This is a genomic window from Agaribacter flavus (assembly GCF_042646125.1).
GTDB classification, from domain to species: Bacteria; Pseudomonadota; Gammaproteobacteria; order Enterobacterales; family Alteromonadaceae; genus Glaciecola; species Glaciecola flavus.
Genome location: NZ_JBHRSW010000005.1, coordinates 44,117 through 57,790, shown reverse-complemented (window position 1 = coordinate 57,790; position 13,674 = coordinate 44,117). Strand labels below are relative to the sequence as shown.

Genomic DNA, 13,674 nt, shown 5'->3' with positions numbered 1-13,674 from the left:
TTAGACACAATTTATGCAGGATTAATTACCATCAATTGACGTAGCTTGATAGTTTTTCTAGCTAGAATCAACGTATAATTTTTTACTCGACAGACCCTTAACAGGCATATAGCCAACATAACAATAAGAGATTCAAATGAGAAAAGTAGGCATTCCAATATTGATCCTAGTAGTAGCTGTGGTTGTGACTGTCGTTTTGATTGCTACAAAGCCAGAGCCTGAAAAAAAAGAAGTCAAGCCTCCCGAATTTTTGGTTGAATCTCAAGCAATTGAATTAGAAAACGTAGAGTTTTTAGTATACGCACAAGGCTCAGTACAACCTAAGCATCGCACGATGCTGAGCGCGCAGGTCAGTGGTAGGGTGGTGTCACTCTCTGACAATTTTGTTGAAGGCGGATTTTTCAATAAGGGTGATGTACTAGTCACACTTGAAAGTGATGACTACGAAACAGACTTGCGTTTACAAGAAGCCGAGCTTGCGAGAGCACAAGCGGCACTCGATGAGGAAATAGCCAGAGCAAATGTTGCTAAACAAGAATGGCAGTCTGTCAATTCAGGTACGCCGCCGGCCTTGGGTTTACGCAAACCGCAATTGGCTCGCGAAGAGGCGAATTTAAAAGCCGCAAAAGCTAATTTACAACGTGCTAAACGCAATCTCGAAAGAACAAAAATAAGGGCGCCTTACGATGGTTTAGTAAAATCTCGAAGTATTGATTTAGGGCAATTTTTACCTTTAGGCGGGCAAGTCGGCGAACTTTACTCGACAGAAGTAGCAGAGGTTCGCTTACCCCTGACAGATGATGATGTCGCTTTTGTCGGCAACATTAAGCAACAACAGCCTAATGTGAGCATGCAAGCCAGCGTAGCCGGTAAACAAGTGTTTTGGCAAGGGCGATTAGTGAGAGATGAAGCGGTGTTAGATGAAAATCGCCGCGTCAGTTATGGGGTCGTAGAAATTCAAGATCCGTATAATTTAAAAGGCAATGTCCATCCTTCTCCTTTGCGATTTGGGCGATTTGTCAGTGCTGTTATTTCGGGGGTAGACGCGGAAAATGTGATTAAACTGCCTCGCCACGTACTCCGGCTTGATGGCACGGTGTTGAGTGTTGACCAAGATAACAAGTTACGTATTAACGATGTGGAAGTCACGCGAACCGACGAAACAAACGTTTACATTAGTAAAGGTCTGGATACCTCGCATGAAATTGTCTTAAGTGCGGTGTCCTCGGCTTACGATGGTATGCCGGTGAGAAAGGTTGCGCCACCAAAAGTACTGTCCCCAGGTCATGAAAATATAGATGAAGGTGAGTTATGAGTACATCTACCATTGATACTCAATCAGGCATCATTGCTTGGTTTGCCCGAAATAGCGTTGCCGCCAATTTGTTGATGATCATCATTATCATTGGTGGATTATTTGGAATACTACAAGTACAAAAAAAGGTATTTCCACAGTTTATTTTGAATGTAATTTCAATCCAAGTGCCTTATTTGGGTGCTGCGCCGCAAGAAGTCGAAGAAGGCGTTATTCTAAAAATTGAAGAAGCCATAAAAGATCTAGAAGGGATCAAAAAGTACACATCCCGTGCGCGTGAGGGTTTAGGTACTGTATCAATAGAAGTTGAAGATGATTATGACGTGCAGACGCTCTTAGATGAAGTCAAGGTTCAGGTGGATGCTATTCCTTCGTTCCCCGAAAATACTGAGAAACCCGTTGTATACAGGGCCAAAGCACCGCAAAGTGTCATTTGGTTATCTGTTTATGGCAACGTTAGCGAAAGAGAGCTCAAGGAAGTGGCGAATGAACTGCGTGATGACATAGCCAATCTTCCTGGCATTTCTACTGTCAATGTATACGGAACAAGGGATTACGAAGTATCTATTGAAATTGCTGAACAAGAGCTTCAAGCCTATGATCTTACTTTTAGCGATGTAGTGAACGCCGTTAGACAAAGCTCGGTGGATATTCCCGGTGGCTCAATCAAATCTGAAAACGGTGATATTTTGCTGCGTGCAAAAGGACAAGCGTACACCGCTTACGACTTTGCGAAAATATCCTTAATCAATCGAAGCGACGGTACGCGGTTGTTGATTGGTGATATTGCTAAAATCTATGATGGTTTTGTCGAGCAAGATCAATTTACGTCTTTCAATGGAAAAACAGCGGTAACGATAGAAGTACAAGCCGTGGGTGACCAAAATGCCCTCGAAATATCCAAATCTGTGAATCAATACCTTGATGACAAAAAAAATAGTTTGCCTCCCAATATTCAAGCCGATTCGTGGGGAGATTCGTCATTTTATCTAGCTGATAGACTCAATATGATGTTGTCCAATATGGTTTTGGGTGCCCTGCTGGTGTTTATAATTTTAACTATTTTCTTGAATCTAAAACTGGCGTTTTGGGTAATGGTTGGATTGCCGGTATGCTTTTTAGGCACATTGATGTTAATGCCACTCGACGGAATAAATGTATCCATTAATTTACTCAGTTTATTTGGTTTTATTCTAGTATTGGGGATAGTCGTTGACGACGCCATTATAATGGGGGAGTCGGCTTATTCTGAAATCAACGCCCACGGACACAGTACTGATAATGTGGTGCGCGGGGTAAAACGCGTAGCGATGCCAGCAACATTTGGTGTACTTACTACCATTGCAGCATTTTCTCCTATGCTAATGGTTTCGGGCACATTTGGCATTATATGGAAAACGATTGCGATTGTTGTGGTGTTTTGTTTGATTTTTTCTTTGATTGAATCAAAGTTAATATTACCCGCGCATCTGGCGCATATGAAAATGCCCCCTAAGGACAAGAAGAAAACGAAACTGCAATTATTGCGGATCAGATTTAACGATAAGTTGCAGTCCTTTATTCACAATAAATACAAGCCTTTTTTAACGACCGCGCTTGTCAACCGATACACTACACTAGCTGCTTTTATCGCCATGATCATTCTCACAGTTGGTTTGTTTAGCGGGGGAATTGTGAGATTTGTATTTTTCCCTACTATACCCAGTGACTTTATGACGGCGAGAGTAGAGATGGAAGCGGGCAGTTCTCTAGCGCAGCGAGATAAGGTTTTGCATGCAATATTGGCTGCTGCTGATCAGATGAATGATGAGATGGCGGAAAATACCGGTAGTGGTGTTATCAAACATGTTTTGGCTTTTGATGAAGGCGCGCTGGGTGGGCAAATTTTAATTGAGCTTACCAAAGGTGAAACACGTGATATTACGGATGTCGATATCCAAGAAGTATGGCGAAAGTACGTGCCAGAAATGGCCGGCGTCAGAACGCTCACAATTGGAGCGGCGGGTGGCGGACCCGGTGGAAATGATTTATCTCTCGAATTCAGTTCAAAGGATGTGGATGCCTTAAGGGCAGTGAGTAAAGAATTAAAGCGTTATTTAGAAACTTACGACGGTGTGTCTGAAGTTAACGATAGCTTTAGTGGTGGCAGCGACGAAATTCAACTCGCGCTTAAACCTCAAGCCGAAGCGCTAGGCATTTCTTTATCTCAATTAGCGCAACAAGTTCGATTTGGATTTTTTGGGGCTGAGGCACAACGCATACAGCGCGATGATGAGGAAGTCAAAGTGATGATCCGCTATCCAAAGGAGGAGCGAAATTCTGTTGGGCATCTCGAGAATATGCGAGTCAGGGCGCCGAATGGTGACGATATTCCTTTTAGCCAAGTGGCCGATGTAACGCTGGCCAAAGGCTACTCTACGATAGAACGGGTAGACGGCGAGCGTGCGATATCCGTTACCGCTAAACTCAATACCGATATCGTGGAGCCTGGTGAAATCATAAGAGAGGTAATGACTAAAGTTGCCCCAGAGATATTGGCTAAATACCCCCAAGTCACCTTTAAACTGCAAGGTGCGTCGAGAGAACAACAAGATGGCTTGGTTTCGCTTCTTCAGGGATTTATCTTTGCGATGCTGGCAATCTATGCCTTAATGGCGATTCCCTTAAAATCATATAGTCAGCCTATTATTATTATGTCTGTCATCCCTTTTGGCGTGGTGGGTGCCATCATTGGTCATCTCATTTTTGGTAAAGACGTGAGTGTACTCTCCTTGATGGGGATCATTGCGCTATCGGGCGTGGTTGTGAATGATTCTTTGATCATGGTTGACTTTGTTAATCGCGCGAGGGCAGAAGGTAAAGCCTTACTCGATGCTGTTACGAGTGCGGGCACTCAGCGTTTTAGGGCAATTGTCTTGACTTCGTTAACTACATTTTTTGGCTTAGTCCCTATTGTACTAGAGCGGAGCTTGCAAGCTCAAATTGTTATTCCAATGGCAATTTCATTGGCCTTTGGTATTTTGTTTGCTACCGTGATTACTTTAGTGCTTGTTCCTTCACTTTACCTTATTCTCGATGACTTCAAACGCCTGTTTAAAGGCAAGAGACGCTTGGAGAGTGAACGACAAAACTCTGCTGCATAGCAGGGAAGGCCTTTCTGCGTTTAATTTTTTGGCTTATGCTGAATTTGCTTTTGTTGTGGGTAGTGTTAACTTACCCATTGCAATCGCGTTGCCGATAAGTACGGCAATCACGCCGAGCATTGATGATATTGTCCAAACGTAGTTTTCAAACACTGTCGATATCGCCAAGGCTACGATGGGGTATACCAACACCACATAGGCCGCTTTGTCGGAGCCCATTTGTTTGACCAATTGCATATAGGCGCCAAACGCAATTACTGAACCAAACACGGCTAGATATAAGAGCGCATAGTAGTAACTGCTAGTACTCGGTAGGGTAAGAGGCGTGTCGGTTACGAATACAATGACAAAGGTCAAACACACACCATAAAGCATAGCCCAAAAATTCATTTGTAGCACTGATATGTGCTTGTCGAGCACTTTTTCAGAAATAACGTTACCGATACCGGCGGATAAGAATGAACCAAAAGCGAGTATTAATCCAGCCGCCAGCCCTTGAGATGTTGACATAACTTGTAATTCGGGGGCAAAAATTAAAAAAATCCCAAGCAAACCGATACTAGCGCCAAGTACCACTTCTGAGCGTACCGGCTTTTTCAATACTATCCTGCGTAAGATGACATTAAAATAAATAACAGAACTACTTAAGACTGCCAGCAGTGCACTAACAATATGCTGTTGCGCAGCGTACAAGAAAGAATAATCCAAGGCGTATAAGAAAGCGCCTGCCATTGCGACAAGTTTGTGTTGCTCAAGGCTGAGGTGAAATGATCGTTTTTTTACTATACACCACACGCCAATAATGGCTGCTGCAATCGCAAAGCGAACACCGACGGACACCATCAGCGCTGCCTCTTTTATTTGAAAATTGATAGCAATCCAAGTCGAGCCCCATACCAACACGCAAATGCTGAACAAGAGTGCATTTGTATTAAGCGATGACAGGCGTGTTTTTGAAAAAATGGGCGGGTACTCCACACTCTAGAAGACCGCACTTAACTGCAAACTTGGCAGAAAAACTTGTGCGCCTTCGTTATTGTTGAATTAGAGTGTAATTGGATTAGGCCACAAGCTCAATCCTGCGGATCTAAATATCGTTTGCGTTTTTTGTCAGTGAGTTGCGTTAAATCGGCAACAATAAGGCCGTCGACACAATACTCAAAATTTGGATCAACGTTAAAAGCACAAAAGCTCACACCACCGGGTTTGTAGGTTTCTGCATATTGTTTATACAGGGTTGGTACGGTCACGCCCATTTCACTCAATGCGTTTTTTAGCAGAGAAAACCCTTCTTTGTAACTCATATCTTGAAAACGCTGCATTACCTCTTGAGAAACTGAATATTGGATTTTAGCCTTTGCTAAGAGCGTATTGGCAGGAAAAAAGTGAAAATAGAAGGCTACAATCAATTCGATAGCGGCGTTAGGGTAGCGATTACTAATAGAAACTGGACCAAACAAATAACGGTACTCGGGATGTCTGCGCACAAACGCCCCTAAACCCTGCCATAAATAGTCTAAGCTGCGTTTGCCCCAGTATTTCTTTTGCACAAAACTGCGGCCTAGCTCTAGACCCTGTGATAGGTATTTATCCATATTTTCTGTGTAGTCGAATAAAGTAGACGAATACAATTTGTCGACTTCTGTGATACTTTCGACATGCCCAAAACGATAGGCACCAGCAATTTCTAAATCCTTTTCATCCCACAATACTAAGTGATAATAGTCCTTGTCATACTTGTCGATATCACGTCTTTTATTCGTACCTTCCCCCACTTCTCGAAAGGTGATTTCTCGCAGTCGACCTAGCTCGCGCATAATGACGGAGCCTTGCTTGTAAGTGAAAAGGTAGATAGATTTGCCATCACCTGTTTTCCCCAACATTTCGGCTTCGTGTTCTAGTGCCTTGACCAACAATCGCCTATCTTCGGGAAGAGCGATAGCAGCTTGTGTTGCCATAAGTGGTGTTTTGTTTTTTGCTATTCGGTATAAGTGACGCTTAAATAGTTTAACTTGTTCTTTTAAACTAATTTTCAGGCCAGAATAGGCCTCATGAGGGATCACTTCACCAATTTTCATCGGGATGTTTTTTTCCTTCTGGTGCCACATTTGTTTAACAAGTAAAGCTGTCGCCGCCGGTTTAAAAAGCATAGACACGCCATAAAACAAGGCAGAGTTCTTGGCGTCGATAAATATGGGCAATATTGGGCTTTGATTCGCTTTGGCAATGCGTAAAAAGCCAGAGTGCCATTTTGTGTCGCGAATACCTTGTGGACGCAATCTCGACACTTCTCCTGCGGGAAATATTATGACTACCCCTTCATTTTGAAGATGTAGGTCAATATTGTGGAGATTTTCTTTTTTTGTACCGCCTGACATGTTGTTCACCGGCAACAATATACTGTGAAGCGGCTCGATAGCCATGAGCATTTCGTTGGCTATCACTTTAATATCGTCGCGAATTTCGCGGATAAGCTTGATAAGTGCAAGCCCATCCAACGAGCCAATAGGGTGATTGGCGATGATCACCAATCTTCCGGTTTGCGGGATGCGTTCTCGATGATTGTCAGAAACAGAATAGGCAAAACTAAAATATTCGAGCACTTGCTCTACAAAATCAAAACCGACAAAGTGTGGATATTGCTCGGTGAATTCATTGATTTCTTTTTCGCACAATAAACGCTTCAGTACAGCCGCTGTTGGCTTACTCAATAGCTTGTTTTGTGCGACTTTAGGAAAGTGTTGCTGGATGACCTGTTGAGTGTTTAGCATTTTATTCACCTCGAACTTGCGCCAATTGTGCGCAAATCGTAGAAGAATAAAGTGACAGATTGTTGATCAATTAGTGAAGCTAATATGACAATGGACTACAGACGAGAGTGGGGAAGGGCTATTTCAAAGAGAAAAGTGCAGGGCGTAATGCTACGTTTAACTGAGTAAAGCACCATCACGCCCTAAAAGGGCGCTGATTTAGGCTTACAAAACGCTGGCTATCGCTTGTGCGAGTGCTTCGACATTTTGTTTGTTAATTCCCGCGATATTGATACGGCTAGAGTCAACAAAGTAAACACTCTTGTCATTGCGCAATGCTTGAACTTGTTCAGGCGCAATACACAAGAAAGAGAACATCCCTTTTTGTTGGTTAATAAAGCCGAAGTCACGCTGCACACCTTGAGCGGATAGATTGGATACCAGTAGTTCTCGCAGCGTTATCATGCGTTCGCGCATTTCAGTCACTTCTGCGTTCCATTGCGAATAAAGCGTTGGTGTATTTAAAATAATATCGACTAATGCGCCACCATATGAAGGGGGCATAGAATAGATACCACGGGCAACAGACTGTATTTGCGATTGAGCAATGGCTTTTGTTGTTGCATCTTTGGTGATGATCGCAGCTAGACCGACGCGCTCGCGATACAAACCAAAGTTTTTGCTGCATGATGCCGCAATAACCATTTCTTCGACGGATTCAGCGAGTAAACGCAAACCAAAAGCGTCTTCTTCAATACCCTCACCAAAACCTTGATAGGCAATATCAACAAAAGGGATAAAGCCGGTTTTTTGCGCTAACTCCGCCACACTTTGCCATTGTGCTTTTGTGAGATCCGCGCCAGTTGGGTTGTGGCAGCAACCGTGAAGTAAGACCACATCTCCAGCTTTAACTTCTGATAGACAATCCATCATTTCGTCAAATTTAATGCTGGCAGTACTTTTATCAAAGTATGGATAGGTTTTTAAGCTTAAGCCTGCGTTGCCTAGAAGGGGGATATGATTTGCCCATGTTGGATCACTCACCCATACAACCGTGTCTTTGTTGCAACGCATAAATAGCTCAGCGAGAATACGCAGTGCTCCGCAACCACCTGGTGCTTGCACCGCGGCTACTCTTTGATCATTGATGATTGCACTTGATGTACCCAAAAGTAATGTGAGCATGCCATCGATAAACCCTTGATGACCTTGAGGTGTAATGTACACTTTTGAGTTTTCTTTCTCTTGCAGTACTGCTTGTGCGGCTTTGACAGACTCTAAAATAGGTGTATTGCCATTTTCATCCTTGTAGACACCCACGCCTAAGTCGATTTTATGTGGATTACTGTCTTGCTTAAAAGCCGCTGATAATCCAAGTATTGGGTCTGGAGCTAGAGGAGATAATGTCTCGAACACTGTTGTCTGTCCTTCCTAAATGAGGTTAATAAAAAGCGTCGCATATTATGCCTGAATAGCAAAATAATTCGAGGGTTTTTATTGTCCGTCATTTTAGAGGCTGTTTATCAACATATTGCGGACATAAAGCCGCTGTTTATTTATATCGTAAACTTGAAATCACATCGTTGAGTTTCATTGCCGTCGGGATCAAAAGACCGTTCTTCCCAGTATACAGAATGAGTATTGTCAATTAACAATACTGTACTTGACCGAGTGCCATAGTCTGGAGATTTAATAAATATGGAAGAAAGCAAACGCTCGCGTTCAATCGGTACCCCAGTTTTGGGCAAAATGCTGTCATCTGCTGGGCTGTCATTTTTTAGCAGTTCAAACAGGTGTTCGATGTTTAGGTGGCTGGGGGCAGAACAATAATCCGCGAGGGCTTGCCTTCCCTTATCGATTTTTGGCCAAGGTGTATTGAGCATAGCATTTGATAGACCGTAGACACCTTTTTTGAGGGTCTCATGGTGATCTTCATAGTTGTTGTAAACATGTAGGTTGTCTAACTCGCCGTACAACAAATTAAAGCCGTTGTAATTGTCTTTGTTACTCGCAATTTTTTGCAAATAGCTGTCACTAGAATAGTCTTGTTGCAGATAGTCAATAACGAGCTCGCCCCGAGTGGTTGCGTCTGCTCTGTCTCTACCAGGTGCGCGAATATTTGTTAGAGCCGCGAGCTTTCCCGACCGAGTAATTCCCATCCAACTGCCATTAGCCGTTACATCTTTACCAGCAAGAAGTTGTGCTTCGGGTTCCCAAAACGATGATTTCAAAGTCGGTCGTTGATGAAATTCGTCGCGGTTTGCTGCAATAATTAGGGGATAGTCAGGGTGTTGTTGTACGGCTATAAACAATATACACATTAGATTTACGTTGGTTATTTACAATAAGATATGTCTTTTGGCTGGGTATACAATAAGGATTAGTTCGGCTAACATCAAATCAAATTTTTATCACAATTTTATCACCACAGGATTTTTTAAGTGAAGCCCTACGCTCTAGATACGCATCTTGTTCACACAGACAGATTACTCAATTCTCCCGAAGACGGCGCTGTGCATACTCCCACGTCTAATTCTGTGCTATTCGAGTTTGAGGATGTAAGTGATTTAGAAGCGGTATTTCAAGGTAAAAAAACAGGGCATGTGTATTCTCGTTCATCTTCTGGCTCCGCTGTTGCCTTACAAAATTTGCTCAACGACCTTGAGGGAGGAGTTGCAGCGACTGTTTTTTCTACCGGTATGGCCGCGATTAGTGCAACACTTTTTAGTTTATTGCGCACAGGTGATCATATTGTGGTTAGTCAGTTTTTATTTGGTAACACTCGTAGTTTTATGCAAGCACTGGAAGACTTTGGTGTGCAAATCAGTTTTGTAGACATTAGCGACAGCGAGCAAGTGAGTCAGTCCATAACGGATAACACTAAAATGGTGTTTTGCGAAACTATCGCCAACCCTGTAACACAAGTAGCCGCCTTGCAAGAAATTGGTGAAATTTGTGCCCAAGAAAATATTATTTTAGTAGTTGATAACACAATGACACCCTTTGTTATGTTCGATTCTAAAGCGGTGAAATCTAGCTTGGTTATCACTTCGCTGACCAAATATATTGCTGGACACGGCAGCGTATTGGGTGGTGTTGTTGTGGATACGGGTCTATTTGACTGGCGTAAATACCCCAATATTTTGGAAAAATACAAAGGTGCTGACGCAAATTTGTGGGGAATGACGCAAATTCGCAAACGAGGCTTAAGAGACATTGGCGCCACGCTTGCACCAAGCTCTGCTCACCCTATTTCGGTGGGTTTAGAAACACTAAAGCTTAGAATGCAAAGATCTTGTGAGAACGCATTGGCAATTGCCAGATACATGCATGCCTCAGATAAGTTTAAAACGGTACATTACCCCGGCTTAGACACACATCCGCACCATCAAAGAGCAAGCCAATTATTTGATGGAGGTTATGGCGCGATTTTAAGTTTCGAATTGGCGGATGGCATTGATTTTCGAGAGTACTTGAACAAGCTAGCATTGGTGATTAATGCGACTCACCTTGGAGATACTCGCACCTTGGCTCTGCCAGTTTCAAGCACAATTTTTTATGAGAACGGTGCAGAACAACGGAAAGCGATGGGAATATCAGAAAATTTGATACGTCTATCTGTCGGCATTGAAGACACGCAAGATTTATTGAATGACTTTGCCTCTGGTTTTAGATAACGGTTAGCGACAATTCGGAAACTAAGTGGACCCAGTCAATTATTCGATAAATAGCCTGTTTTGTGCATTCGGAAATCCATATGCTAGCACTCAAGTTTGCTTAGATAGACTACATGGCATCGAATACAGTGACGTGTATACTGCGAATTTGCTTGTCAATAAGCTTAAACAGTATGCCAATGATGCACAAAGCGAGCATGAGTGCGAAAACGATGATTTAACAAGTGAGTCTGAATTTGCATCTAGTCAAACTGACGACAAGGCGTTAGCGCTGTGGTGTGAAGTGTTTCATGTGTTGTTGGCCTTGCTCTATCGACAACGCATGGGGGATAGTTGTTTATATATAGACGCACTTGCCGACACAACCCTTTGGATAAATTCATCGTCCCCAGCAGAGGGGAATGGCTATCATTTTGCAACCACGCCTGAGTTATTCCGCATTTTCAAAGTTCTAACACCAGCATTGACACGTATCGAAGCACTGCATTTTGAATGGCCGCTTTTATATACGCAGCGATTCTTTCATTATGAACGTGTACTAAGTGAAAGTATTAGTAGTAGACTCAAAGATGAGCAAAATGCAGTAAATAAACAGAGCATCAAGCAACTCAAAACGCTTTGGCCTTTATGTTTTGGCGAACGAGACAGTCAACTGAGTTTCCAAGCTTTGGCCGTATTGAATGCTCTTAGTCATAATTTTGCAATTATCACCGGCGCAGCTGGCACAGGAAAAACCTATTCCGTAGCGCGATTGCTGTTTTTGGCTTCGTCTTGTTTGTCGATCCCCAGTGATGAAATCTTGCTTTTGGCACCGACGGGGAAAGCGGCAAATCGTTTACAAGAATCTATACAGACGGAGCTACAAAGTATTCAAGCGATTGCGCAAGCTCCATTGTTTTATCAGCATTTGAATACTATCCAAGCCCAAACCTTACACAGATTACTGAAGATTAACCCAATGGATGGTCAAACCAAGTTTTCTCAAGACAACCCTTTGCGAGCCAGTTTTGTGATCATTGACGAGGCCTCGATGTTAGACGTGGCTATTCTGTATAAGCTGTTTTCAGCGCTCCCCAAACAATGCAAAATTGTACTTATAGGCGATCCCAATCAACTGCCTTCGGTTGAAGCAGGGAGTATTTTATTTGACCTCGTTGAGTTTGCAGGCAGTTCTTTAGCGCCGGCCAAAACGAAAACGCTGGCAAACTTGGTAGATATGCAAGCGGATCAAGTGATAGAGGGTTGTGACAACACAAGGTTTAATAATGCGGATCTTGAGAGTGCGTCAATGTGTGTTAGCTTACGTCATAGCAAACGTAGTGATAAAGACATTACAGAGCTTGCTGAATGGATATTGGGTGGCGATTATAAAACTCTGCGAGAGCAGGCCAAAAAACAACAAATGCAAGCTGCACCCGCGTGGCAATATATAAACGTACATCAATACCTTTATCCATCACCCCACCAATCACTACAAGGTAATAATAGCGAAAAGCCGGACTATAAACTTTATGAAAAGTTTATCCTGCAGTATGTGACAAATACCTTAGTTCCTCATTTTACTGCTATCTCGCAACAGGAAAATATTGAAGACGCATGGGACTTGCTACGCCGTTTTGCCTGTTTGACTGCAAAAAGAGTAGGTGTATGTGGCACTGAAAACATTAATTTTTTAACCGCAACTGCGCTGAGTCGAGTTGTGCCAAAACAGCATAAATTTTTACAAGGTCAAGCTATTATGATTGTAAAAAATGACTATGGTTTACAATTATTTAATGGCGATATTGGGATTGTGTGGCCAGATGATAGCCTTCAGTTATGGGCTTGGTTTCCGGTGTTTGATCAAATGAATAAGCAAACGGCGTTCCGACAATATTCGCTTTACACCTTACCCCAACATACTGATGCCTACGCGATGACAATTCACAAGACTCAAGGCTCAGAATATGAAGCCGTGGATGTATTGCTTGCTGATAAGGTAGAAAATTTAGTTTCACGACAACTGATATATACGGCAGTGACAAGAGCAAAATCTAGATTAAGACTATTTAGTCAAGACGAAGTGTTGAAACAGGCCTTACTGAATAAGATTAATCGTTCTAGTGGTATAGCCCGAATGTTGGCGAGCAAGCTAGGGCAGGTGCACACGTAATTTTAGTATTTTTTTGTCTGTTGTCATATCTGAGTATATATTAATCAGCATTGATGGATGAGCTAACTTGAGTGCATTGCCTTCAATTAAAAAAAACTGACCTGCTTCTAAGTAGTGGTTTTGCTCGGTCAAGCACGCAAATTTGTTGACAGATATATAGTCCACCCAGCCCAGAACATAGCCAGCAGCAAGCATACCGCCCACATGCTCATAGAGCTTATCATCAATCGTTACTTTACAGCCAAATATAGGCCTGTCAGCGACCGCAACGTTGGTATGTTCGTCTACAAGTAAGGTGATGACAGTGTCAAATTTGCTGGAATAAGCGATAACATTATCGTATATTTTTAACTCCTGCATGGTTATTCACCTCAGCGTTTGTGGGGGCATGTTCGGAAACACAATTAATTCTGATTTACGTCAGCACACATTCCAGTGAGCTGCGTGCTAATCAATATACGCTTATCTCTATTAATAATACTGACATGGATCAATCGATTATAAGGTTGATCCGCAAACCCTTGTGCAAGGAGAAGGTTGTTGAAGGCTTTAAGTAGAATAACTCACTATGTGAATCGCCGTTATTTAGGTGTAAATAATAATCAAATACTGAAAAAGCAAGGCATCTCCTTTAAGT

The 13,674-nt window shown here is 42.6% G+C and carries 9 protein-coding genes; 4 read left to right on the top strand and 5 right to left on the bottom strand.

Features of this window, described 5'->3' with window-relative positions; genetic code table 11:
- Positions 1 to 136 precede the first annotated feature (136 nt).
- Both ACFOHL_RS02400 and ACFOHL_RS02395 read left to right on the top strand, forming a co-directional pair.
- The gene (locus tag ACFOHL_RS02400) at positions 137 to 1,315 is read left to right on the top strand and encodes an efflux RND transporter periplasmic adaptor subunit (protein ID WP_376918604.1); all 1,179 of its coding nucleotides are present in this window, start codon (positions 137 to 139) and stop codon (positions 1,313 to 1,315) included.
- Positions 1,312 to 4,458: an efflux RND transporter permease subunit gene (locus ACFOHL_RS02395; RefSeq protein WP_376918603.1), complete on the top strand. Its 3,147-nt coding sequence runs from the start codon at positions 1,312 to 1,314 to the stop codon at positions 4,456 to 4,458. Before ACFOHL_RS02400 ends, ACFOHL_RS02395 begins: the two co-directional genes overlap by 4 nt.
- Positions 4,459 to 4,491: 33 nt before the next feature.
- On the opposite strand, the gene ACFOHL_RS02390 is transcribed toward ACFOHL_RS02395, so the two are convergent.
- The 4 genes from ACFOHL_RS02390 to ACFOHL_RS02375 form a co-directional block, all read right to left on the bottom strand.
- Positions 4,492 to 5,436, bottom strand: a complete 945-nt coding sequence (locus tag ACFOHL_RS02390) for a DMT family transporter (protein WP_376918602.1) — start codon at positions 5,434 to 5,436, stop codon at positions 4,492 to 4,494.
- A 95-nt stretch (positions 5,437 to 5,531) separates the two neighbouring features.
- Entirely contained in the window at positions 5,532 to 7,229 is a 1,698-nt protein-coding gene (locus ACFOHL_RS02385) for a GNAT family N-acyltransferase (protein ID WP_376918601.1), read from the bottom strand.
- Positions 7,230 to 7,433: 204 nt separating this feature from the next.
- On the bottom strand, positions 7,434 to 8,624 hold the full coding sequence (locus ACFOHL_RS02380) for an amino acid aminotransferase (RefSeq protein WP_376918600.1): 1,191 nt from the start codon (positions 8,622 to 8,624) through the stop codon (positions 7,434 to 7,436).
- A gap of 140 nt (positions 8,625 to 8,764) precedes the next feature.
- Positions 8,765 to 9,529: an NRDE family protein gene (locus tag ACFOHL_RS02375; protein ID WP_376918599.1), complete on the bottom strand. Its 765-nt coding sequence runs from the start codon at positions 9,527 to 9,529 to the stop codon at positions 8,765 to 8,767.
- A 120-nt stretch (positions 9,530 to 9,649) separates the two neighbouring features.
- Between ACFOHL_RS02375 and ACFOHL_RS02370 the strand changes: the two genes are divergently transcribed.
- Together ACFOHL_RS02370 and recD are read left to right on the top strand one after the other, a co-directional pair.
- Positions 9,650 to 10,885, top strand: coding sequence for a cystathionine gamma-synthase family protein (locus ACFOHL_RS02370; RefSeq protein WP_376918598.1), 1,236 nt, complete (start codon positions 9,650 to 9,652; stop codon positions 10,883 to 10,885).
- A 25-nt stretch (positions 10,886 to 10,910) separates the two neighbouring features.
- On the top strand, positions 10,911 to 13,037 hold the full coding sequence (gene recD / locus ACFOHL_RS02365) for an exodeoxyribonuclease V subunit alpha (RefSeq protein ID WP_376918597.1): 2,127 nt from the start codon (positions 10,911 to 10,913) through the stop codon (positions 13,035 to 13,037).
- Here the strand turns inward: recD and ACFOHL_RS02360 are convergent.
- Positions 13,017 to 13,397 carry a hypothetical protein gene (locus tag ACFOHL_RS02360; RefSeq protein ID WP_376918596.1) on the bottom strand — a complete coding sequence of 127 codons (381 nt, stop codon included), beginning with the start codon at positions 13,395 to 13,397 and terminating at the stop codon, positions 13,017 to 13,019. The genes recD and ACFOHL_RS02360 overlap by 21 nt on opposite strands.
- Positions 13,398 to 13,674 lie beyond the last annotated feature (277 nt).